Source organism: Amycolatopsis sp. NPDC051061, assembly GCF_040682935.1.
Lineage (GTDB): Bacteria > Actinomycetota > Actinomycetes > Mycobacteriales > Pseudonocardiaceae > Amycolatopsis.
This window is the reverse complement of record NZ_JBFBBZ010000006.1, coordinates 17,026-40,093: the sequence shown is the minus strand read 5'-3', so window position 1 is coordinate 40,093 and position 23,068 is coordinate 17,026. Positions and strand designations below refer to the sequence as shown.

The following is a 23,068-nucleotide window of genomic DNA, read 5'->3' as shown; positions in this document are numbered from 1 at the left end:
ACGCCCGGTAGGCTGGCGCGCCGTGACCGCACGACCGCTGCAGGACATCGTCGAGGCAGGCTGGGCGCAAGCCCTCGAACCGGTGGCGCCGCAGGTGTCCGCGATGGGGGAGTTTCTCCGCGCGGAGATCGCCGCCGGCCGGACCTACCTCCCGGCGGGTGAGCACGTGCTGCGGGCGTTCAAGCAGCCGTTCCACGACGTCCGGGTGCTGATCGTCGGCCAGGACCCGTACCCGACGCCCGGGCACGCGGTGGGCTTGAGCTTCTCGGTGGCGCCGGACGTCCGGCCGATCCCGAAGAGCCTGGTCAACATCTACAAGGAGTACGCCGAGGACCTCGGCCACCCGCTGCCGTCGAACGGCGACCTGACGCCGTGGGCCGACCAGGGCGTGCTGCTGCTCAACCGGGCGCTGACGGTGCAGCCCGGCAAGTCGAACTCGCACCAGGGCAAGGGCTGGGAAGACGTCACCGAGCAGGCGATCAAGGCCCTCGCCGCGCGGTCGGAGCCGATGGTGGCGATCCTGTGGGGCCGCAACGCGCGGAACCTGCGTCCGATGCTGGGCGAGGTCCCGTGCATCGAATCGGCCCACCCGAGCCCGCTCTCGGCGCACAACGGCTTCTTCGGGTCGCGGCCGTTCAGCCGGGCCAACCAGCTGCTGGAGCAGCAGGGCGCGGCGCCGGTCGACTGGAAACTTCCGTAGGTTCGGTGTCCGGAACCGTGTGACGGCTCCGACCAGGGGAAAACGGAATCTTGGAGGAACCCATGAACGTCACCTCGGCCGACGGCACCCCGATCGCCTTCGACCAGACCGGCGCGGGCGCGCCGGTGATCCTGGTCGGCGGCGCGTTCAACGACCGGACGACCGTGGCCGGCCTGGCCGAAGTCTTGTCGAGCGACTTCACGGCGATCGCGTACGACCGCCGTGGCCGGGGCGCGAGCGGTGACGCTCCCGCGTACGAGGTCGAGCGCGAGATCGAGGACATCGCGGCGCTGATCGCGCACGTGGGCGGCTCGGCGTCGGTGTTCGGGCACTCGTCGGGGGCGGTGCTGGCCCTGGAAGCGGCGGCGGCCGGTCTCCCGATCGACAAGCTGGTGGCGTACGAGCCGCCGTACGCGACCGACGAGCACGCGCGGGGCGACGTCCTGGAGCAGGTGCAGGCGCAGCTCGCGGCGGGCGACCGGGACGGCGCGGTGGCGACGTTCCTGATGGTCGCGGGCACGCCGGCGGAGATGGTCGAGGGCATGAAGCAGGCCCCGGTGTGGGGCTGGTTCACGGCGCTGGCGCACACGCTGCCGTACGACCTGACGATCTGCGGCCCGGGTGCGCGGCCGCGCACGGACCACCTGGCGAAGATCTCGATCCCGACGTTGGTCATCGGCGGCGGCGCGAGCCCGGACGCCCTCCAGGCGGGCGCCCGCGTAGCGGCCGACGCGGTGCCGGGGGCTCGTCACGAGACGCTGGAGGGCCAGGACCACGGGGTGCTGCAGTTCCCGGAGACCCTCAAGGACCTCCTGACCGGCTTCCTCAAGTGAGGCGACTGCTCAAGCGACCCCGCCGGGGGTCCAGGGGGCTTGCCCCTGGCGGGGGTCTGGGGGTTCGACCCCCAGGAGGCACGTAAGGCGAAAAAAATGGCGAGCGCTCTCCGCGAGCACTCGCCACCCTTCTTTTCGCCTTACCCGCGAACGACCTTGCCCGCCTTGATGCACGAGGTGCACACGTTCAGGCGCTTGCGCTGGGAAATACCCACCTTGGCGTGGACGGTCTGGATGTTCGGGTTCCACCGGCGGTTGGTACGCCGGTGGGAGTGCGAGACCGACTTGCCGAAGCCGGGTCCCTTGCCACAGACGTCGCACACGGCAGCCACGTCGAACTCCTTTGGATCTGGGTCATGGAGATGAGCCCAGACGTGCTGGGCAACTCGACCATAGTAACCAGCGGCTTCCCGGGCCCGAGCACCGGGTCGATACGCTGCCCGGGACCGGTCAGGAGGTTACGGGGTGCGGGTGCTGGACACGGCGATGGTGTCGGCCTGGGCAGCGGGCTGTGTACGCACTCTCGCGAGCCTGCGGCCGGCCATCGACGAGATCAACGTCTACCCCGTCGCGGACTCCGACACCGGCTCCAACATGCTCTTCACGATGTCCGGCGCGGCCCAGGAACTCGAGAAGTCCGAGCCCGCAACAGCCGCCGAAGCGCTGAAGATCCTCGCCCGGGGCGCCGTCGCTTCGGCCAAGGGCAACTCCGGTGTGATCCTTTCCCAGGTCGTCCGCGGGCTCGCCGACAGCGCTCAAGGAGAGCTCGACGGCGAGTGGCTGGCGAAGGCGCTCGGGCACGCCGATGAGGTCGCCACCGGCGCGGTGAGCCGCCCGGTCGCCGGCACCATCCTCACCGTCCTGCACGCCGTCGCCCTCGCCGTGCGCGGCGAGACCCGGTCCCTCGCCGAGGTCGCCCAAGAGGCCGCGAAGGAAGCCGCGCACGCCCTCGAGAAGACGCCGCTGCAGCTGCCCGCGCTGGCCAAGGCGGGGGTCGTCGACGCTGGCGCCCGCGGGCTCGTCGCCGTGCTCGACGCCCTGGTCGGCGTGCTCACCGGCGCCCCGCTCCAGCAGGAGCACCCCCTCGAGGTGCACGCGATCCCGCAGGCCGCGGCCTACGCCTGGGAGGTCATGTACCTCCTCGACGGCGTCGAGGAGGCGAGCCTGCCGACGCTGCGCAAGGAGCTGAGCGGCCTCGGCGACAGCGTCACCGTGGCCGGCGACGGCTCGGGCAACCACGCCGTGCACGTCCACTGCGCCGACATCGGCGCCGCCATCGAAGCCGGGCTCACGCTCGGCCGTCCGCGCAAGATCCGCGTCGAGCCGCTGCTCACGCCGACGCCGATCGAGCTGGCCACGACGCCGATCGACCGCACGGTCGTCGCCGTCGTGCACGGCGGTGAGCTGGCCGAGCTGCTGCGCGCCGAGAGCATCCCGGTGCTCGCCGTGCCCGAAGGCGGAACCCCCAGCGTCGAGGACGTGATCAGCCTGCTCAACGAGGCCGCGGGCCGGCACGTCACCGTGCTGCCGGGCAGCGTCGCCCTCACCTCGGCGGTCGACACGGCGGCCGGGCACGCGATGGCCGCCGACCGGGACGTCGTGGTCATCCCGTGCGTCTCGCCGGTGCAGGTCCTGGCCGCCCTCGCCGTGCACGACGCCGGCCGCCGCACCAACGACGACGTCGTCGCGATGGCCGAAGCGGCCGCCGCGACCAGGCGTGGCGAACTGCGGATCGCGCGGGAGGAGTCGCTAACCTGGGTGGGCCGGGCCCAGTCCGGCGACGTGGTCGGCCTGGTCGACGACGAGGTGGTGCTGATCGAGCCGGCACCGGCGTCGGAGACGAACCTGGTCGCGGCCGCGATGAAGGTGCTGAACCGGATGCTGGCGCTGGGCGGCGAGCTGGTGACGGTGCTGAGCGGGGTCGCCGCCCCGCCGGGGGTCGCCGAGGAGCTCGCGGAACAGCTGCGGCTGGAGCACCCGGAGGTGGAGCTGACCAGCTACGCCAGTGGCCAGGCGGAAGCCGTGCTGCTGATGGGAGTCGAATAGCCGATGGCCGGACTGCGCGACAAGCTGCCGCTGCTGCTGGGCGCCAAGACGGCGAAGGCGCTCGCCACGGCGTTGGACATCGAGACGGTCAGCGACCTGCTGCGCCACTACCCGCGCCGCTACGCCGAGCGCGGCGAGCTCACCGACATCGCCGGCCTCGAGCTGGGCGAGCACGCCACCGTGCTGGCGCGGGTCGAAAAGGTGAGCAAGCGGCGGATGAAGTCCCGCAACGGGACCATCCTCGACATGGTGATCACCGACGGGAAGCGGCGGCTCACCTGTGCCTTCTTCAACCAGGCGTGGCGCGAGAAGGACCTCGTGCCCGGCAAGACCGGCCTGTTCGCCGGCAAGGTGTCCGCCTTCCGCGACACCCTGCAGCTGACCAACCCCGAGTACGAGCTGTTCGAGGCCGACCGCGAGGCCGAGGCGATGGACGACTTCCTCGCCGCGATCATCCCGGTCTACCCGGCGGCGCAGGGCATGCCGACGTGGTCGATCGCGAAGTGCGTGCGCCAGGTGCTCGACGTCCTCGAAGTCGACGACGACCCGATGCCGGCGGAGCTGCGGCGGCTGCACAAGCTGTCGGACCTCGACACCGCGCTGCACGGCATCCACCGCCCGGCCAACTGGGCGCACCTCGAGGCGTCGAAGAAGCGGCTCAAGTGGGACGAGGCCATGGCCGTCCAGCTGATCTTCGCGCAGCGGCGTCACTCGGCCATCTCGCGGCCGGCGAAGGCGAACCCGCACGTCAGCGGGGGCCTGATGGACGCTTTCGACAAGCGGCTGCCGTTCGATCTGACCGCGGGCCAGCGGGGGATCGGCGACGAGATCGCCACGGACCTGACCTCCGAGCACCCGATGAACCGGCTGCTGCAGGGCGAGGTCGGTTCCGGCAAGACGATCGTCGCGCTGCGGGCCATGCTGCAGGTCGTCGACAACGGGCGGCAGACCGCGATGCTGGCGCCGACCGAGGTCCTCGCCGCGCAGCACGCGCGGTCGCTGCGGGAAATGCTCGGTGACCTCGGCCAGGCGGGCGAGCTGGGCGCCGCGGAGAACGCCACCAAGGTCACGCTGCTCACCGGGTCGATGGGTGCGAAGGAACGCAAGAAGTCGCTGCTGGAGATCGTCAGCGGCGAAGCCGGCATCGTCGTCGGCACGCACGCGCTGATCCAGGACCACGTCGAGTTCGCCGACCTCGGCCTCGCCGTCGTCGACGAGCAGCACCGGTTCGGCGTCGAGCAGCGGGACGCGCTGCGCACCCGCGGCGCCGGTGACACCAGCCCGCACGTCCTCGTCATGACCGCGACGCCGATCCCGCGCACGGTCGCGATGACTGTGTACGGCGACCTGGAGGTCTCCGCGCTGCGCGAGATGCCGGTCGGGCGGTCGCCGATCAAGACCACGGTCGTGCCGGTCGCCGAAAAACCGGCCTGGTTCGACCGGATCTGGCAGCGGGTCCGCGAAGAGGTCGGCAAGGGCCACCAGGCCTACGTCGTGTGCCCGCGGATCGGCGACGAGCCGCCGTCGGACAAGAGCGACAAGCGGCCGCCGCTCGCGGTCCTCGAAGTCGCGCCCGAACTGGAGCACGGCGCGCTTCAGGGGCTGAAGATCGGTGTGCTGCACGGCCGGATGCCGGCCGACGAGAAGGACGCCGTGATGCGGGCGTTTTCCGCGGGCACCCTCGACGTCCTCGTCGCCACCACGGTGATCGAGGTCGGCGTCAACGTCCCGAACGCGACCGCGATGGTGATCATGGACGCCGACCGCTTCGGCGTCAGCCAGCTGCACCAGCTGCGCGGCCGCGTCGGCCGGGGCAGCGTGCCGGGGGTCTGCCTGCTGGTCACCGAGGCCCTCGACGGCACCGCGACGCGCGAACGGCTGGCGGCGGTCGAGTCGACGACCGACGGCTTCGAGCTGTCGCAGCTGGACCTCGAGCTGCGCCGCGAAGGCGACATCCTCGGCGCCGCGCAATCCGGCAAGCGCTCGACGCTCAAGCTGCTGTCGCTGCTGCGGGACGAGGACGTGATCGCCGCGTCGCGGACCAGCGCGCAGGAGATCATCGAGAAGGACCCGGACCTGAAGAAGTACCACGGCCTGGCGCAGATGGTCGCCGACGTCGTCGACGTCGACCGCGCGGAGTACCTGGAGAAGAGTTGATCATCCGCGACGCCGAGGTGGCCGACGCGCAGGCGATCGGCGAGGTCCACGTGGCGTCGTGGCAGGCGGCGTACGCGGGCCTGATGCCGGAGGACTTCCTCGCGCGCCTCTCGGTCGAGTCGCGCGTGGCGTCGTGGGGCCGGCGCATCGACGGGAACGTCGGCCGGGTGCTGGTCGCCGAGGAAGACGGCGTCGTCGCGGGGTTCGCCGCGTTCGGGGACGCGCAGCTCTACGCGCTGTACTTGCTGCCGGAGTACTGGGGCCGCGGCCTCGGCCGGGCGCTGCACGACCGGGTCCTCGAAGAACTGTCCGGCGACAGCGCCGTCCTGTGGGTGCTCTCGACGAACGAGCGGGCGAAGGCCTTCTACGTCCGGCAGGGCTGGGCGCCCGACGGCGCGACCCAGACCGAGACGATCGACGAAGGGCGCGTCACGCTGGAGGAGATGCGGTTCCGGCGTTCGCTGCCGTGAAGATCCCCGCTTTGGCCGCCGCGGTGGCCGCGGCGGCGGCGATCCCGGCGTCCCGCGGCGTCACGCCTTCGCGCGAGACGAACAGGCGGTAGAAGATCGGTCCGCACGCCACGCGCACGACCTCGACGGCGTCCGTGCCGGGCGGGACCTCGCCGCGCTCGACGGCCCGGTCGACCACCACCGCCGAGCGCGCGTGGCGGTCGACGTAGAACTCCTGCAGGGCGTCCGCCGCGCGGGAGGAGAGGAAGGCCGCCGAGATCGACGCCGTCGGCAGCTCGCGCTCGCCCGGCGAGGTGAAGTAGTGCACCAGCTCGAGGTTGATCCCGCGCAGGTCGCCTTCCAGGGAACCGGTGTCCGGGGCCGTCCACTCCTGCTCGGTCCCCATCAGCAGGGCCGCCGCGACCAGGCCTTCGGCGGACTCCCAGCGGCGGTACAGCGTCGTCTTGTGCACGCCGGAGCGTTCGGCGACCGCCTCGACGGTCAGCTCGGCGTACCCGCGTTCGCCGAGCAGCTCGAGGGTGGCGTTCAGGGCGGCGAGGCGGGTCCGCTCGGTGCGTCCGCCCGGCCGTCTCGTGCCGGAAATCTCGGTGGCCAACTGCTACTCCTGTTGCGTTAGTGTGCCCAGTATGCCAGAACCGGGGTCCATCGACGTCACGTCCATCGCCGACCTGATCGGCGACGCCGAGGTCGTCGCGATCGGCGAGAACAACCATCACATCCGCGAGTTCGGGGTGCTGCGCGACCGCCTCCTCCGGCACCTGGTCGCCGAGCGCGGGTTCACCGTCCTCGGCTTCGAAGGCGGGTTTCCCGAAGGGCACCTGGTCGACACGTGGCTTCGGGGTGGCCCTGGTGACGTCGCCGACATCGCACGGGACGGCTTCACGTTCGGCCTGGGTGACTCGGCCGAGGTGCACGAGATGCTGACCTGGTTGCGCGGCCGCGGTGTCCGGTTCGCCGGTCTGGACGTGCCGGGTTCCGCGGGGTCGCCGGTGCCTTCGCTGCGCGCGGTCCGTGAAGTCCTGTCGCGGGTCGATCCCGCCAACGTGTCCCTTGTGGATACAGCGCTGACAGCCTGCGAGCCGTACGCGTCCGTGAGCAGTGCGGTCGCGCCGGGAAGGTACAAGGAGATGAGCGTCGCGGCGCGGGACGCGGCCACCACGGCGCTGACTGTCCTCAAAGGACACGTCGAGTCGCTGGCGCCCGACGCCGCGCATGACGCGGAGGGCGCGCTGCGCGTCGACCTCTACCTGCGAGAGCTGGACGCGCTGATGGCGGGCCGCGCGCCCGAGCCGCAAAGTTCGTCGCGGGACGCGTACATGGCGGCCACCGTGCGGCTGCTGCGGCGGCTGCACCCCGGTGAGAAGCTCGTCCTGATGCTCCACAACGGACACCTCCAGCGCGTGCCGTTCTCGCCGATGCCCGGCATGACGGCACCGTCGGCGGGCACCCACCTCGCCGCGGAACTGGGGGACAAGTACTTCGCCCTGGCGCTCACCGCCGTCTCCGGGACGACCACCGGCCTCGTGCCCGCTCCGGAAGCCCGGCTCGGCTTCCGGATGTTCGAGCAGGCCCTGGCGGCGCCCGCGGAAGGCAGCGTGGAGGCGGTATTGGCGTCTCGGGCGCCGTGCGTGGTCGCGCACCCCGTGGCGTCGAGCATCCGGCACGCGCACGTGGCGCCGGCGGTCGACGTGGCGGCCGCGTTCGACGCCGTCGTCTGCCTGAAAGGGCAGGAAACGATTTTCCAGGCCGCCGCCGGATAGGTCTGCCCGTTCGGCTGCTTGCCGTAACGCGCCGGTGGGCGTTTCCTTCCGGTATGGGCGGGCGGAGGCGGGCGCTGATCGTCGCCAACGGCGAGTACGACAACGCGGGGCTGCAGCGGCTGGGCTCCCCCGCGGCGGACGCGGACGCCCTCGCCGGGGTGCTGGCCGATCGTGCGGTCAGCGACTTCGAGGTCCGCGTGGTCCGCAACGAGACCGCGCACGTCGTGCAGGCGGAGATCGAGGACCTCTGCCTCGAGGGCAGGCCCGACGACGTACTGTTGCTGCACTTCTCGTGCCACGGCCTGAAGGACGGCACCGGGCAGCTGTTCTTCGCCGCCCGCAACACCCGGCCCGACCGGCTCGGGTCGACGGCCGTGCCCGCGCACTTCGTGCAGCAGTGCATCCGGCAGAGCCGCTCGCGCAGCGTCGTCCTCCTGCTGGACTGCTGCTACGGCGGGGCGTTCGGGGAGGGCGTGGCGGTGCGGGCGTCGGGCGACGCGAACGTGCTCGACAGCTTCCGCGGCGGCCGCGGCCGTGCGGTCATCACGGCGTCGAACTCGATCGAGTACGCCTTCGAGGGTGCCCGGCTGGCCGAGGGGCAGCCCGCGCAGCCGTCGGTGTTCACGTCGGCACTGGTGGAGGGGCTGCGCACGGGGGAGGCCGACCGCGACGAGGACGGCTGGATCGCGCTCGGCGAGCTGTACGAGTACCTGTTCGACCGCGTCCGCGAGCGCAACCCGAAGCAGACCCCGAGCCGCGACATCGAGATGCAGGGCGAGCTGTACCTGGCGAAGAGCAGGCGCCGCCGGATCAAGCCGTCTCCGATCCCGGCGGACCTGGCGGCCGCGATCCAGGCGGAGAACCCGTTCACCCGGCTGGGCGCGGTGGCGGAGCTGCGGCGGCGGTTGTCGAGCGACAACCTGCCGGTGGCGATGGGAGCGTTCGAGGCGCTGAAGGTGCTGGCGTCGACGGACATCGAGCACGTCGCGGCGGCGGCGTCGGACGCTTTGGGTTCCGCGGTGGTGCGGGTGGATGTTTCGTCGGTGCGGCTGTCGGCGCCGGCGGGTTCGCGTGCTTCGGCTTCGCTGCGGGTTTCGGGCCCGCCGGTGGCGCGGGAGGTGCGGTTCGAGGCGTCGCACTCGTGGATCGCGGTGGCGCAGACGGCTTCGGGCGCGGAACTGTCGGTCACGGCCGGGGAATCGGGGACGCGGCAAGGGAAGGTCGTGGTGACCGGGCCGACCGGCGATGTCGTGGTGGCGGTGGAGATCGAGGCGGTCCCCGTCGCCGAGCCCGAGCCCGAGCCCGTCGCCGAGGAGCCGCCACCGGCCGGACCCATCGAGCCCGAGCCGCCGGTGGCTGCCCCGCCCGAGCCGGAACCCGACCCAGTGCCGGAACCCGAGCCGGTGAAGCGCCCCAATGTGGCCTTCGGTGCGTCAGACGCACCGAAGGCGGCCTTGGGTGCGTCAGACGCAACCAAGGCCACATTGGGGCGCTCCCCCGAACCCGTGGCGGCGGATCCGGTGGCCGGGACCGCCGGGATCGTCGCCATCGCCGGCGCGGTGTTCGCGGTGACCGGCCTGGGCCTGGACTACCGCTACGGCGAGTACAGCCTGGCCGAGTACCGGCCGGGGATGCAGATCTACGCCGTGGTCGTGGCGGTGTGCGCGGTCCTCGCGGGAATCCTGACCCTCGCGCCGCGGACGAGGCAGTGGGTCGGTCCCGCGCTGCTGGTGGGCGTCGGCTTCGGTGCGCTGTTCGGGTTGCTGCGCTTCCTCGGCGAGATGATCACCCTGGCCGACGGTTCGGGTACCGAGCTGGGCGCGGGGTTCGCCTTCGAGCTGCTCGCGCACCTCGCGCTGGTGGTCGCGGCGGCGTGCGCCCTCGCGGCGCTGCGCCGAGCGGGCCGGCTCGGCGCCGGCAAGGTGAGTGGCTGGGAAGCCTGGGTGGCGATCGTGCTCGGGCTGGTGGTCGCGAGCGGATGGATCACCCAGCTCGCCGAGCTGTCCGAACACGACACCAGCGAAAGCGGGCGGGCGGCGGCCTACTACATCCTCGGTGCGCTGCTCGTCGTCGCACTCACGGTCTTCGCGGCGATCCTTCGCCCGCGTCCGGTCGGTGCCGCCGTGCTGGCCACCGGCACCGTGGGACTCGCGGGCGTGCTCGCGCCGACGATCGCCGGGTTGGCGGAGTACTCCTCCCTGACCTTCGCCGGAGCGGCGATCGCCGGATCGGGGCTCGTCCTGCTGGCCGTCGACATCGGGGTCCTGGTCATCCGGCTCCGGCGGAATCAGCCGATCGAGCGACAGTCCTGAGTTGTCGCCCGGGCACCGCCGGGGTACCACGACGATCATGAGGATGCTGCTCGCCGCCGTGGCCGTCGTGTTCGCCGGACAGACCCCGGCGGTCGCCGCCGGTGGGGTGCAGCCGGATCCGCCCAGCTGGGGGCTGGACCGGATCGACCAGCGCGCCGGGCTCGACCACGCCTACCACTACGCGAGCGATGCCTCCGGGGTCACGATCTACGTGATCGACAGCGGCGTCGACGCGAAGCACCCGGACTTCGAGGGCCGCGTCGCACCCGGGCGGGATTTCCTGAACGGCGGTTCCGACACCGCCGACACCAACGGCCACGGCACGCGTCTCGCCGGGATCGCCGCGGGCAAGGCCTACGGCGTCGCGAAGGGCGCGCAGATCGTGCCGGTGCGGGTGCTCGACAAGGACGGCGGCGGCGCCACCGACCAGATCATCGCGGGCATCGACTGGGTCGCGCAGAACGCCCAGCAGCCGGCGGTCGCCGTCCTCGGCATCGGCGGTGTCCCGAACGACCGGCTCGACGCGGCGGTCGAACGGCTGGCGGCGGTGGTCCCGATCGCGGTCCCGGCGGGCAGCGAGACGGCGGACGCGAGCGGCTTCTCCCCGGGCCGGGTGCCGGAGGCGCTGACGGTCGGGGCCACGGACACCCGGGACCACCCGGACCAGGCGTCGAACTTCGGCCAGGACGTCGACCTGTACGCGCCGGGCGTCGATGTCCCGGGCCCGATCGCCGGCGGCACGGGCGCGGGCCCGGAGTCGGGCACGTCGATGGCGGCGGCGTTCGCGGCGGGAGTGGCGGCGGTGTACCGCGCGCAGCACCCGGAAGCCGCGCCCGACCAGGTGGACCAAGCGCTTGTTCAGGCCGCGACCACAAACGCGTTGCAAGGAGTTCCGGACGGCACCGCCAACCGGCTCCTTTACGCGCTCGCGGGATCCTGAGAAGCTGCCCGGACGCTCTCCCGGCCAACCTTCCGCGGCGCATGATGTCCATCACCTGGTACTGAACTCCCGCAGAGCGGGAAGAACCGGGTAACGTGCGTTGACTTACCGATCCATACGGGAAGGACCGGGCATGTTCCGCAAGGTGCTGGTGGCCAACCGCGGGGAGATCGCGATCCGAGCGTTCCGCGCCGGCTTCGAACTGGGCGCGGGGACCGTCGCCGTGTTTCCGCACGAAGATCGCAACTCCCTGCACCGGCTGAAGGCCGACGAGGCGTACGAGATCGGCGAGCCCGGTCACCCCGTGCGCGCCTACCTCTCGGTCGACGAGATCGTCGCCGCCGCGAAAAAGGCGGGGGCCGACGCCGTCTACCCCGGTTACGGCTTCCTCTCCGAGAACCCCGATCTCGCGCGCGCGTGCGAAGAAGCGGGCATCACCTTCGTCGGGCCCAGCGCCGACATCCTCGAGCTCACCGGCAACAAGGCCCGCGCGGTCAAGGCCGCGCGCGAGGCCGGCGTGCCGGTGCTCGGGTCGTCCGAGCCCTCCAGCGACCTCGACGCGCTGGTCGCGGCGGCCGAGGACCTGGGTTTCCCGGTGTTCGTCAAGGCCGTCGCCGGTGGTGGCGGGCGCGGGATGCGCCGCGTCCAGGAGCCGGCCCAGCTGCGCGAGTCCATCGAGGCCGCCGCGCGCGAGGCCGAGTCCGCCTTCGGCGACCCGACCGTCTTCCTCGAGAAGGCCGTCGTCGAGCCGCGGCACATCGAGGTGCAGATCCTCGCCGACGGCGCGGGCAACATCATCCACCTCTACGAGCGCGACTGCTCCGTGCAACGGCGCCACCAGAAGGTCGTCGAGCTGGCGCCCGCGCCGAACCTCGACCCCGAGCTGCGGGACCGGATCTGCGCCGACGCCGTCAAGTTCGCGAAGCAGATCGGCTACCGCAACGCCGGCACCGTCGAGTTCCTGCTCGACAAGCAGGGCAACCACGTCTTCATCGAAATGAACCCGCGCATCCAGGTCGAGCACACGGTCACCGAAGAGGTCACCGACGTCGACCTCGTGCAGTCGCAGCTGCGGATCGCCTCCGGCGAAACCCTCGACGACCTCGGGCTGAGCCAGGACAAGATCTACCTGCGCGGCGCCGCGCTGCAGTGCCGCATCACCACCGAAGACCCGGCCAACGGCTTCCGCCCGGACACCGGGATGATCTCCGCCTACCGCTCGCCGGGCGGCTCGGGCATCCGGCTCGACGGCGGCACCGCCTTCTCCGGCACCGAGATCAGCGCCCACTTCGACTCGCTGCTGGTGAAGCTCACCTGCCGCGGCCGCGACTTCGAGACCGCCGTCGGCCGCGCGCGCCGCGCCGTCGCCGAGTTCCGGATCCGCGGTGTGGCCACGAACATCCCGTTCCTGCAGGCCGTGCTCGACGACCCGGACTTCCGCGCGGGGCGCGTCACGACGTCGTTCATCGAGGAGCGCCCGGGGCTGCTCACGGCGCGGCAGTCCGCCGACCGCGGCACGCGGCTGCTGACCTACCTCGCCGACCAGACGGTCAACAAGCCGCACGGCGAGCGCCCGAAGACACCGGACGCCACGCTGAAGCTGCCGAAGCTCGCGAAGGACGCCCAGCCGGCCGACGGCTCGAAGCAGAAGCTCGTCGAGCTGGGCCCGGGCGGGTTCGCGGAGTGGCTGCGGAAGTCGCCGCACATCGGCGTCACCGACACGACGTTCCGCGACGCACACCAGTCGCTGCTCGCCACCCGCGTCCGCACGAAGGACCTGCTCGCGGCGGCGCCGGTCGTCGCGAACACCCTGCCGCAGCTGCTGTCGCTGGAGTGCTGGGGCGGCGCGACCTACGACGTCGCGCTGCGGTTCCTCGCCGAGGACCCGTGGGAGCGCCTCGCCGCGCTGCGCGAGGCCGTGCCGAACATCTGCCTCCAGATGCTGCTGCGCGGGCGCAACACCGTCGGCTACACGCCTTACCCGACCGAGGTGACGCACTCCTTCGTCCAGGAGGCCACGAAGACCGGCATCGACATCTTCCGGATCTTCGACGCCCTCAACGACGTCGAGCAGATGCGCCCGGCCATCGAAGCCGTGCGCGAGACCGGCTCCGCCGTCGCCGAGGTGGCGCTCTGCTACACCTCGGACCTGTCGGACCCGGGCGAGAACCTCTACACGCTCGACTACTACCTCAAGCTGGCCGAGCAGATCGTCGGCGCGGGCGCGCACGTGCTGGCGATCAAGGACATGGCCGGCCTGCTGCGCGCGCCCGCGGCGACCAAGCTGGTCACCGCGCTGCGCAAGGAGTTCGACCTGCCGGTGCACATCCACACCCACGACACCGCGGGTGGCCAGCTGGCCACCTACCTCGCGGCGATCAACGCGGGCGCGGACGCCGTCGACGGCGCGGTGTCGTCGATGGCGGGCACGACGTCGCAGCCGTCGCTGTCGTCGATCGTGGCGGCCACCGACCACTCCGACCGCACGACCGGGCTGGACCTGGACGCGATCGGCGAGCTGGAGCCGTACTGGGAGAGCGTGCGCAAGATCTACGCGCCGTTCGAGGCCGGGCTGGCCTCGCCCACCGGGCGCGTCTACCACCACGAGATCCCGGGCGGGCAGCTGTCGAACCTGCGCACGCAGGCCATCGCCCTGGGCCTGGGCGACCGGTTCGAGGACATCGAAGCGATGTACGCCGCCGCCGACAAGATCCTCGGCCACCTGGTGAAGGTGACGCCGTCGTCGAAGGTCGTCGGCGACCTCGCGCTGCACCTGGTCGGCGCGGGTGTCTCCCCGGCGGACTTCGAGGCGGAGCCGAACAAGTTCGACATCCCCGACTCGGTGATCGGCTTCCTGCGCGGTGAGCTCGGCGACCCGCCGGGCGGCTGGCCGGAGCCGTTCCGCACCAAGGCCCTCGAAGGTCGTGCGGCCGCGAAGCCGGTCGTGGAACTGTCCGAAGAGGACCGTTCATCGCTGGCCGAGCACCCCCGCCGGACGCTCAACCGGCTGCTGTTCCCGGCGCCCACGAAGGAGTTCGAGGCGCACCGCGAGGCCTACGGCGACACGTCCGTGCTGCCCAGCAAGGACTTCTTCTACGGGCTGCGGCCGGGGGAGGAGTACGCGGTCGACCTCGAGCCGGGCGTGCGGCTGCTCATCGAGCTGGAGGCCATCGGCGAGGCCGACGAGCGCGGCGTGCGCACGGTGATGTCGACGCTCAACGGTCAGCTGCGGCCGATCCAGATTCGCGACCGCTCGATCGCCTCGGACATCCCGGCGACCGAGAAGGCGGAGAAGGGCAACCCGAAGCAGGTCGCGGCACCGTTCGCCGGCGTGGTGACGCTGCAGGTTTCCGAAGGCGACACGGTCGAGCCCGGTGCGACGGTCGCGACGATCGAGGCCATGAAGATGGAGGCGTCGATCACCGCGTCCGCCGGGGGCAAGGTCGGCCGGCTGGCGATCAACTCCGTCCAGCAGGTCGAGGGCGGTGACCTGCTGCTGGTGCTGGAGTGACGCTGGTCAACGCGGTCCCGCAGCGCCAGGGCGCGGTGGGGCCGCGGGCGGCGGAGCTGCCGGAGGGCTGCCTGGCGCTCGCGGAGCTGGCCGGGCACGTGCTCGGCCGGCCCGTGCACCACGTCCGGCAGACGCGCTCGGTGTCCGAAGCAGACCGGGGTGTTTTTTCTCGCGCGGAGCTGACGGGCCCGAACCGCGCGGCGCAGCTGGCGGCGCTGGAGGCCCCGGGCGGCCCGGTCCTGACGATCGGCGGCGACTGCGGGGTCGAGCTGGTCCCGATCGGCGTCGCCCGCTTCCGGCACGGGCCGGGCCTGGGCGTCGTGTGGTTCGACGCGCACGCCGACCTGAACACGGCGGAGTCGTCACCGTCGGGCGCGTTCCACGGGATGGTGCTGCGGTCGCTGTTCGGCGAGGGCGACCCGGAGTTCGCGGCGGACCCGGCTTTGTCGCCGGGTCAGGTGGCCCTGCCGGGGACGCGCGTGTTCGACCCGGAGGAGCGGGCGGCCGTCTCGCGGGGCTTGGCGGTCACGTCGGTGGATGCCCTGGTGAGTGTGGAGAAGCTGTACGTCCACGTGGACCTGGATGTGCTGGACCCCTCGGAGTTCGCGGGGCTCAATTACCCGGAGCCGGACGGTTGGACGATCCCGCAGCTGGTCTCGTCGCTGGACGCGCTGGCGGCCTACGACGTCGTGGGCGCGGGCATCACCGAGTGCGTGGGGACTTCGCGCGAGGTCGAGGTGCTGAAACCCGTCCTTGAAGCGGTGGGTCGGCTTCTCGTGAGTGTTTAGGGCGGTTCTAACCGCCCTAAACACTCACGACCGGTAAGCCGCGCGGACCGCGGTCACCGCCGCTTCGACGTCCGCGCCGAGGTCCCGCGCCCGCGTCGCGTACTCGATCGCCGCCGTGAGGAGCAGGGCCGTCGGGTCGGGACGGTCCGTGGGGGTCGTGACCACCGTGCCGCGCGCGCGGGCTGTGGCCACCCAGCCGCCGGTTTCCAGCTCGCGGTACGCGCGGGCCACCGTTCCGGACGCCAGTCCCAGGTCCCGGGCCAGCTGGCGGATCGGCGGCAGGCGCGACCCGTCCGGGAGCGCCCCCGCCGTCACCGCGCGGACGATCTGGTCGTGCACCTGCCGCCACGGCGCCAGGCCGTTTTCGGTGTCGACGACGATCTTCACGCCGCGGCCGGCTGCCGTTTCACCGGCGCGGTCACCGCCAGGAACGCGGCCAGCCCGGCGACGACCGCCAGCAACGACCCGAAGTTCCCGGCCGGCCAGCCGATCGCCGCGCAGCCGGCGATCCCCAGCCCGATCGCGACCCGCCCGCTGCGGCGGCGCAGGGCCAGGTCCGCCCGCGGCTCCCCGGCCGCCGGGCGGCGCACCGCCAGCACGGTGATCACCCAGCAGACCACCGTGGTGCCCACGGCCGCCGCCAGCAGCGTCCACTGCGCGGTCCAGACCAGCCGCACGATCGCGCCCGCCGACGCCAGCCCGCTGAGCACGAGCGCCCAGACCGGGACGATGCCGGTCAGCGTCCGCGGGGCGAGGACGGCCTCGCGGCGCGGGGCGCGAGCCGGCCGCTGGGCCAGCAACTCGGCGATCAGGCCGCCCACCAGCAGCGTCGTGATGATCGTGCCCGGCCCGGTGTCGCCGAGCGCGGGCGGGATCGCCAGGTAGAGCCACGGGTACCAGAGCCGGCGCCGCTTGAGGTACCGGACGGCGAGCGCCACCTCGGCGGCGTCCGGATCCGGCACGCCCCAGCGTTCGAGCAAGCGCTTTCCGTGCTTCTCGCCGGGCCACAGCACGATCAGGATCGCCAGGCCGATCAGCCCGCTGAAGAGCGCCACCGCCAGCACGTTGTCCCAGGGCATGTCCGGACCTCCTCGCTTGTATCAACCACACGATACAAGCCTCGTCAGCGCGCCGCGACCCGGTGGGACTCGATGACGGGCCGCATCGGGCGCATCCGCAGCCGGGTCACCGCGATGGCCAGCACGAACACCACGACGAGCGGCACTTGGGAAAGCCACACGGACTCGTCCACGCGCTCGGGCGGCAGGCTGTAGACGACCACGACGCGGAAGACCGCGTCGAGCGCGAAGGCGCCGGCCCACACCGCCGTCACGCCGCGGACGGTGCGGCGGAAGCGGTCCGACCGTTCCCAGGCCCGTTCGTAGGCCTCGGCGAGCGCGGGGTCGCCCCGGGTGGCGAACGGCTTGCCGGAATCCAGCACCAGCGGCCGCCCGGTGAAGCAGGGATGTCCCGGGGGTCATCCGCCGCTTTGCCGGCTGTCGGGCTGGCTCCGCCGTTCGTACGCACAATCGTGAGCACTCGGCGGGGTGCTTGTCAGCGCTCCGCAGCCGAGCCTCGTGAACTTGTCACGAAGTTGACAAGAAATCGGTTTCCCTTCGAAGGTGTGACACGTTCGGGACTACTTTTTCGATGTGTCCGGTGTCACCCCGCACCAGGCGGTGTGCGCGAACCGGGGTCCCGGGCGGAGCGAAGGAGCTGCGATGTCGGTCGAGCGCGGATTCGATCACGCTGCGCCGCCGCCCGCCGCACTACCCCGCAAGCTCGCCGACATCCTGCGTCCCGAGCTGGCCAGCCTCGCGGCCGAGATCGTCGACGAGATCCGCGCGACCATCCCGGCCTACGCCCGCCCGCTCGAGGGCCCTTACGGCAAGTCGATCCGGGCCGGCGTCGAGTACGCGATCACGCTGTTCGTCGCGCAGATCGCCGACCCGACGGTGTCCAAGGAGCAGTCCCACGAGGTGCACCACCGCCTGGGGCAGAACGAAATGCGCGAAGGCCGCAGCCTCGACACGCTGCAGTCGGCCTACCGGGTCGGCGCGCGCGTGTCGTGGCGGCGGATCATGCGCGTCGGGCGCCGGAGCGGGCTCTCGTCGGCGGTGATGTCCCAGCTGGCCGACGCGATGCTGGCGTTCATGGACGAGCTCGCCTCGGTCGCGCTCGACGGTTACCTGGAGGCGAAGGCGCGCACGGCGGGCGCGCTCGACACCTGGCGCCGCAAGCTGCTGCACCTGATCCTGGAGACGCCGCCCGCGTCCCCCAAGGCGATCGCCGAGCTGGCCCAGCTGATCGGCTGGCCGGTGCCCACCGACGCGACGCCGGTGGCGGTCTGCCCGGCCGACGGCGTCGCCCCGGCGCGCCGCCACGCCGGGCTGGACGCGGACATCCTCGCCGAGCTCGACACGCCCGACCCGAAGCTGGTGGTCCCCGGCGAGCTCGGCGGCGCCCGGCTGGCGACGCTGCAGGTGGCCTTGCCGGACTGCCGGCTCTCGATCGGCCCGTGCGTCCCGCTCGCGTCGGTGGCGGATTCCCTGCGCTGGGCCCGGAACGCCCTGCACCTGGCCGAGCGCGGGGTGCTGGTGCCGCGTCCGGTGCTGCGCGCGGAGGAGCACCTGGCGACGTTGCTGGTCAACTCCGACACGGGCCTGGTCGGCACGCTGCGGCACCGCCTGTTCGCGCCGCTGGCGGACATGACGGGCAAACAGCAGGAGCGGCTGCTGGAGACGCTGCGGGCGTGGCTCGACAGCCAGGGCAACGTGGTGGAGATCGCGGAGCGCTTGGGTGTGCACCCCCAGACGGTCCGCTACCGCATGAGGCAGCTGCAGGCGACGTTCGGCGACAGCCTGCGCGACCCGGCGGCCCGCTTCGAGATGGAGCTGGCGTTGCGCGCGGGGGCGGCGCCGTTGCCGTTGCGGTACCCCGTGAGCGAGCTGCTGCCGTCCCAGCGCGCCGGGGTCACGCGTCCACAGTGGACGTCCAGCTAGGTCTCCCGCGCGGGTTCACCCGATCGGCAGGGCGGGGGTGAAGGCGGTGTCCTGACCCGCCGCCTGCGCGCAGGCGAGGCTCGGGCCGGCGGGAGCGCCGTCCGGGCGGTGCAGCGACAGGGCCACCGCCAGCCGGCCCGCGTGGAACGTGATGGGGCCCGACGCCCCTGCCTGGTGCGTCTCTTTGCCGTTGTGGAAGTCGATTGACCACCGGGTCGTGCAGCTCACCGTCCAGACGCTCCCCGTGCCGGTGGCGCGAATTCGACCGAGCCCGCGTTCTTGACCGTGAACGGTTCGGCGAAGGTGCCGCGCACGGCGTCGTAGCCGGCCACGCGCAGCAGCGCGGTCAGGGTGAAAAGGTAAACGTGCTGTGCCGATGGGGAAACCGCGAACGGCTGCCGGGGGTGCGGGTCGGTGACCGATCTTCATGCGTCCCCTCAGTTCGAGTGCTTGACCGCCTTCTTCGCGGCCGCTTCCGGCGGGGGTCCGTCGGATCCCGGCGGGCACTGGGTGTGGTCGGGTTCGGTGCACACGATCAGGTTGTAGGTGTCGACGAAGGCCTGGTTGCCCGGGCCGGAGCTCATCCCGGTCAGCAGCGGGGTCAGGTCCTGGCCACCGGCGGCGCAGCCGCGGAAGGCGGGCAGGGTGAAGCCCTTCTCCGGGTCGGTCCGGATGTGGCCGACGCCGAACGCTTCGTACGGCCCGTTCAGGGACAGCGTCACCTTGTCGCTCGTGACGCAGTCCGGCCCCAGGTCGAGCGGGACGCCGTCGACCTTCGCGTTGCTCAAGCGGGCCATCACCTGGAGCGTCGTGTCGAGGTAGGTGTTCTGGTCCTCGTGCGTGGTGATCTTGCCGGCGAACTCGATGACCTTGCTGTTCCGGTAGTCGACGGGCAGGAACTCGACGGTCGCGGTCACCGGGACGAACCCGAAGCCCAGGAACGACGCGGTCGCCGGCGCGAACGTGGTCGAGCCGGTGACCCGGGAGTCGTTGGTGATCAGGTTGAGGATGAACAGGCCGTTGAACAGGAACGCGGGATCGGCGGTGACGGTCGCGCCGAGCTTCTTGACCGTCGACTTCGTCAAGATCGTGACGAGGCTCAGGGGTACCGCGAACTCGTCTTCGGTCGGGGGATCGCCCGGGCCGGGCTCGTCGGCCGCTGCGGCCTGCTGCTCCGCCTTCTTGCCCGGCGTCACCTTCGGCAGCACCAGCACCTTGCCCAGCGTCGTCTGCTGCTCGGGGTCCAGCGCGCACGCGACCGGCTTCGCGGCCGGATCCGCGGGCGGTGGCACGGCGGCGAGCGCGAGCGACGGCGCGGTGACGTCGAAGGTGACGGCGCCGACGGTGTTCAGCGCGATGTCGGGCACGGTGCCGGTGGCCGTCAGGGTGACGTCCCCGGTTTCCGGCAGCGCGGTGGCCGGCACGGTGAGGGTGACCGGGACCTTGTCCGCGCGGTCGTCCTGGTGCACGTCGAGGTCGAGCGTCAGTTCGCCCGCCAGCGAGCCGGCGGTGGCACCGGCCGGGAGGTACGACGCCGCGACGTCGCGGGGGAGCGTGAGCTTCGTGGAAAACCCGCCGAGGGTCAGCGAGGTCCCCGTTCTCGCCTGGGCGGGGAGCGTGGCCGACGTTTCGACGGTGAGCGCGCGGGCGCCGAGCGGGTCGGCGAAGGGGCACGTCACCGAAACCGACGCCGTGGCCTTCGTGTCCGGCGGGACGGCGGGCGCGGGGGCGGCCGAGCCGACTCCGGTCAGCGCGCCGTTCACCGCGGAGAGCAGGCCGGCGGCCGCGAGCGCGGAAACGGCGAGGGTGCGGGGCCGGGCTCGACGTGGCATCAGGTTCCCTGGGTGCGTGCGGAAAGGGACGGAACGTCCCGGTGCGGGCCAGGGGACGGGCCCGCACCGGGACGGCCGGTCAGGTGACGGGGATGCTCGGGCTGAAAGCGGTGTTCTGCGCCGGGTTCGTCACCTTGAGGGTGCAGTTCATCGTCCACGGCGACCACGCGCCGGTCGACTTCTTGTGGAACTCCAGGTTCGCCGACAGCCCGCTCGTCAGCGACAGCGTGGCGCTGCCCGCGGTGGCCGGGGCGGTCCACGTCGGGATGGTGGACGTCGCGACCTGCGAGATGTTCACCGTGATCGGCCCGCCGGTCGGGTAGATGACCTCCGGGATGTTCAGCCCGGTGGCCGACGGCTGCGACAGCGTGCCGGCGTCCACGGCCACCGGCACCGTTGCGATGCCGCGGATGCCGTCGTAGCCGACCGCGGTCAGCAGCGCGTGGACGGTCGCGCTGATCGTGGCGGAGCCACCGACGTTGTCGGGCGTGACGGAGCTGCTCGCCGGGACCGAGTCGGGGGCGTCCAGGTGCGCGGTGATCGCGACCGGCTGCGGCGAGATGCCGGGGAAGGTGCAGTTGTAGGTGACGCCCGTCGTGCCCCCGGCGGTGTAGGTGGCGGTGGCGGCGGCCGCGGTGCCCGCGGTCAGCACCGCGATGGCGCCGATGGCGGTTGCGGTCGTGGCGAAACCGGCGGACAGCCTGCTGAGTCGGGACATACCTGTCATCTCCTTTGATTCAGTTCAGTCTCGGCTTTGGCTGATCGATTGCTCGCCGCCGTGAGCCCCCCATCGCGTTCACCGTCCCCTTTTGCCCCGGGCGGCGGGTCGCGATTTCATCGGCGTGCGAGGTGGAGGTCCATCTGCCGGAATCGAGGCTACTCGCCAGTTCAGTAAGGAACAAGACTTCGCGTCGGCGTGGGTGATACCCCGGTGGGTTCTTGTGCGCGACGGCGTAGCCGCGCGACCGGATTTGGCGGATTTTGACAAAGAACGGCCGCCGCGGCGATCTGCCGTTCGCTACGGTCTACCATTTGTGATCTTGTCGAAGCAATCCCGGATAACGAAACCGGAGAAATGAGGCTACCGTGCCGGGTAGTTCCCGTTGTGGACGGGTATCACTGAAGGGCGCCGCATTCACGGTGACGGCGGCGATGGCCGTCTCGGCGCTCGCACAGCCGGCGACCGCGGCCACCGTCGGCGGCGTGATCGCCTGGGGCAAGCCGGACTACGACGTCACCATCCCGCCGCCGGACGCGCTGACGGGCGTCACCGCGGTGTCGGCGGGGGGCACGACCGCGCTGGCGCTCAAGGGCGGCGCGGTCCTCGCGTGGGGCGCGAACAACTGGGGTGCCAACCAAATCCCGGCCGCGGCCACGTCCGGGGTCGGCCAGATCGCGTCGGGCTGGGGGCACGAGCTGGCCCTCAAGAACGGCAAGGTCCTGGCGTGGGGCAACAACTGGTACGGCCAGACGACGTTGCCCGCGTCGGTGTCGAGCGGGGTCATCGCGATCTCGGCGTCCAACATGCACAGCCTGGCGCTCAAGCAGGGCGGGCAGGTGGTCAGCTGGGGGTCGCGGACCGACGTGCCGGCCACCGCGCAGTCGGGTGTCACCGCGATCTCCGCCGGGGGCGACCACAACCTGGTCGTCAAGAACGGCGGGGTGCTGGCCTGGGGCAGCAACACCTACGGGCAGGCGACGGTGCCCGCCGGGCTTTCTTCGGGGGTCACGGCGGTTTCCGCCGGTTTCTTCCACAGCCTGGCGCTCAAGGACGGCCGCGTCTACGCCTGGGGCCGCGACAACTTCCACCAGACCGAGGTGCCGCCGGAAGCGCTGTCGGACGTCGTGGCGGTCGACGCCGGGTTCAACCACAACGTCGCCCTCAAGGCCGACGGCTCGGTGGTGACCTGGGGCTCGAACCTCGTCGGTGAGACGTACTTCCCCTGGTGCGGTCCGGTGTTCGCCGTTTCGGCCGGCGACAACGACAGCTTCGCGCTGAAGGAAGATCCGAACGCGGCTTGCTGACGCCCGGTGGGTGGCGGGCCCGCGCGGCCCGCCACCCGTGGCCGCATCAGGTGGCGTCGCTGGCCAGGTCGAGCGAAATGGTGTTGCCCGGCCCCGAAATCAGGGCACCGAGGGCGATGTCGGCGATGAAGCAGTTGCTGAACTCGGGGATCGTGTACGTGCCGGTCACCGTGATGGCCGGCGCGGTGATGTCGATGTCCTGCGCGGACAGCGTCAGGTCGAGCGGGGTCTTCGTCTTGCAGCTGCCCGGCACGGTCGGCAGCGGGAAGATCGGGATGATCGGGCCGGCCCAGATGTCGTAGATCTCCATGTTGGCCTTGGCCTTGGTGACGAGGGTGCCGTCGGCGATCGTGCCGGTGGCCGGGCCGAGCGGGGTCACCTTGACCTTGGCCTTGATCCGGAAGATGCCGGACAGCAGGGAGATGTCGGCCTGCGCCGGCGGCAGCGCCAGGTCCGCGCTGAGCCCGACCGTGCCGGTCTGGTCGTCGATCAGCAGGTTGCCCTTGAGCGAGCCGGGGCCGAGCTTCATGGCGCTGCCGGTCTTCTTCACCGTGGTGCTGCCGGTCACCTTGTAGGAGACGGGGATCGGGATGACGTCGGCCGAGGCCGGGGTCACCACGACCCCGGTCAGCACGACGGCCGCCGCCGACGTGAGCACGGCCATTCTCCTCAGCTGCGTTGCCACGGACATG

The 23,068-nt window shown here is 71.8% G+C and carries 20 protein-coding genes and 1 pseudogene; 12 read left to right on the top strand and 9 right to left on the bottom strand.

Annotation, left to right across the window (positions count from 1 at the left end; genetic code table 11):
• The first annotated feature begins 22 nt into the window (after positions 1–22).
• Positions 23–700, top strand: a complete 678-nt coding sequence (locus AB0N03_RS09975) for a uracil-DNA glycosylase (RefSeq protein WP_364368215.1) — start codon at positions 23–25, stop codon at positions 698–700.
• A 62-nt stretch (positions 701–762) separates the two neighbouring features.
• Entirely contained in the window at positions 763–1,533 is a 771-nt protein-coding gene (locus AB0N03_RS09970; RefSeq protein WP_364368212.1) for an alpha/beta hydrolase, read from the top strand.
• Positions 1,534–1,673: 140 nt separating this feature from the next.
• Here the strand turns inward: AB0N03_RS09970 and rpmB are convergent, their stop codons facing one another.
• Entirely contained in the window at positions 1,674–1,865 is a 192-nt protein-coding gene (gene rpmB / locus AB0N03_RS09965; protein ID WP_247062089.1) for a 50S ribosomal protein L28, read from the bottom strand.
• Between the two features lie 133 nt (positions 1,866–1,998).
• On the opposite strand from rpmB, the gene AB0N03_RS09960 reads away from it, so the two are divergent.
• The 3 genes from AB0N03_RS09960 to AB0N03_RS09950 are packed head-to-tail and all read left to right on the top strand — an operon-like array spanning position 1,999 to position 6,206.
• The gene (locus tag AB0N03_RS09960) at positions 1,999–3,579 is read left to right on the top strand and encodes a DAK2 domain-containing protein (RefSeq protein WP_364368209.1); all 1,581 of its coding nucleotides are present in this window, start codon (positions 1,999–2,001) and stop codon (positions 3,577–3,579) included.
• Positions 3,580–3,582: 3 nt separating this feature from the next.
• On the top strand, positions 3,583–5,736 hold the full coding sequence (gene recG / locus AB0N03_RS09955) for an ATP-dependent DNA helicase RecG (RefSeq protein WP_364368206.1): 2,154 nt from the start codon (positions 3,583–3,585) through the stop codon (positions 5,734–5,736).
• Positions 5,733–6,206 carry a GNAT family N-acetyltransferase gene (locus AB0N03_RS09950; protein WP_364368203.1) on the top strand — a complete coding sequence of 158 codons (474 nt, stop codon included), beginning with the start codon at positions 5,733–5,735 and terminating at the stop codon, positions 6,204–6,206. The genes recG and AB0N03_RS09950 overlap by 4 nt, the downstream gene beginning before the upstream one ends.
• On the opposite strand, the gene AB0N03_RS09945 is transcribed toward AB0N03_RS09950, so the two are convergent.
• Positions 6,166–6,801, bottom strand: coding sequence for a TetR/AcrR family transcriptional regulator (locus AB0N03_RS09945; protein WP_364368200.1), 636 nt, complete (start codon positions 6,799–6,801; stop codon positions 6,166–6,168). The genes AB0N03_RS09950 and AB0N03_RS09945 overlap by 41 nt on opposite strands.
• A 31-nt stretch (positions 6,802–6,832) precedes the next feature.
• Between AB0N03_RS09945 and AB0N03_RS09940 the strand changes: the two genes are divergently transcribed.
• The 5 genes from AB0N03_RS09940 to AB0N03_RS09920 all read left to right on the top strand — a co-directional run bounded on the left by AB0N03_RS09940 (position 6,833) and on the right by AB0N03_RS09920 (position 15,517).
• Complete coding sequence (locus AB0N03_RS09940) at positions 6,833–7,966, top strand: erythromycin esterase family protein (RefSeq protein WP_364368197.1); 1,134 nt, start codon at positions 6,833–6,835, stop codon at positions 7,964–7,966.
• A gap of 53 nt (positions 7,967–8,019) precedes the next feature.
• Positions 8,020–10,278 (top strand): caspase family protein, encoded by a 2,259-nt coding sequence (locus AB0N03_RS09935; RefSeq protein WP_364368194.1) that lies wholly within the window; start codon positions 8,020–8,022, stop codon positions 10,276–10,278.
• 43 nt (positions 10,279–10,321) lie between these two features.
• Positions 10,322–11,218 (top strand): S8 family peptidase, encoded by an 897-nt coding sequence (locus AB0N03_RS09930; protein WP_364368960.1) that lies wholly within the window; start codon positions 10,322–10,324, stop codon positions 11,216–11,218.
• A 133-nt stretch (positions 11,219–11,351) separates the two neighbouring features.
• Entirely contained in the window at positions 11,352–14,729 is a 3,378-nt protein-coding gene (locus AB0N03_RS09925) for a pyruvate carboxylase (protein ID WP_364368191.1), read from the top strand.
• Positions 14,726–15,517: an arginase family protein gene (locus AB0N03_RS09920; protein ID WP_364368188.1), complete on the top strand. Its 792-nt coding sequence runs from the start codon at positions 14,726–14,728 to the stop codon at positions 15,515–15,517. The genes AB0N03_RS09925 and AB0N03_RS09920 overlap by 4 nt, the downstream gene beginning before the upstream one ends.
• Before the next feature lie 24 nt (positions 15,518–15,541).
• Here AB0N03_RS09920 and AB0N03_RS09915 read toward each other — a convergent pair whose 3' ends face one another.
• The 3 genes and pseudogenes from AB0N03_RS09915 to AB0N03_RS09905 all read right to left on the bottom strand — a co-directional run.
• Complete coding sequence (locus AB0N03_RS09915) at positions 15,542–15,904, bottom strand: GntR family transcriptional regulator (protein WP_364368186.1); 363 nt, start codon at positions 15,902–15,904, stop codon at positions 15,542–15,544.
• Positions 15,901–16,596: a hypothetical protein gene (locus AB0N03_RS09910; protein WP_364368183.1), complete on the bottom strand. Its 696-nt coding sequence runs from the start codon at positions 16,594–16,596 to the stop codon at positions 15,901–15,903. The genes AB0N03_RS09915 and AB0N03_RS09910 overlap by 4 nt, the downstream gene beginning before the upstream one ends.
• Before the next feature lie 44 nt (positions 16,597–16,640).
• Positions 16,641–16,967: pseudogene (locus AB0N03_RS09905) on the bottom strand (VC0807 family protein); the annotation flags it as partial.
• Between the two features lie 271 nt (positions 16,968–17,238).
• Between AB0N03_RS09905 and AB0N03_RS09900 the strand changes: the two are divergent.
• On the top strand, positions 17,239–18,519 hold the full coding sequence (locus AB0N03_RS09900; protein WP_364368180.1) for a helix-turn-helix domain-containing protein: 1,281 nt from the start codon (positions 17,239–17,241) through the stop codon (positions 18,517–18,519).
• Between the two features lie 15 nt (positions 18,520–18,534).
• On the opposite strand, the gene AB0N03_RS09895 is transcribed toward AB0N03_RS09900, so the two are convergent.
• The 3 genes from AB0N03_RS09895 to AB0N03_RS09885 form a co-directional block, all read right to left on the bottom strand.
• Entirely contained in the window at positions 18,535–18,747 is a 213-nt protein-coding gene (locus tag AB0N03_RS09895) for a hypothetical protein (protein ID WP_364368177.1), read from the bottom strand.
• A gap of 209 nt (positions 18,748–18,956) precedes the next feature.
• Complete coding sequence (locus AB0N03_RS09890) at positions 18,957–20,351, bottom strand: DUF6801 domain-containing protein (RefSeq protein ID WP_364368174.1); 1,395 nt, start codon at positions 20,349–20,351, stop codon at positions 18,957–18,959.
• Positions 20,352–20,430: 79 nt separating this feature from the next.
• On the bottom strand, positions 20,431–21,069 hold the full coding sequence (locus AB0N03_RS09885) for a DUF6801 domain-containing protein (protein WP_364368171.1): 639 nt from the start codon (positions 21,067–21,069) through the stop codon (positions 20,431–20,433).
• Between the two features lie 434 nt (positions 21,070–21,503).
• Between AB0N03_RS09885 and AB0N03_RS09880 the strand changes: the two genes are divergently transcribed.
• Entirely contained in the window at positions 21,504–22,376 is an 873-nt protein-coding gene (locus AB0N03_RS09880) for a hypothetical protein (RefSeq protein ID WP_364368168.1), read from the top strand.
• Between the two features lie 46 nt (positions 22,377–22,422).
• On the opposite strand, the gene AB0N03_RS09875 is transcribed toward AB0N03_RS09880, so the two are convergent.
• Positions 22,423–23,067, bottom strand: coding sequence for a hypothetical protein (locus AB0N03_RS09875; protein WP_364368165.1), 645 nt, complete (start codon positions 23,065–23,067; stop codon positions 22,423–22,425).
• Position 23,068: the final 1 nt, after the last annotated feature.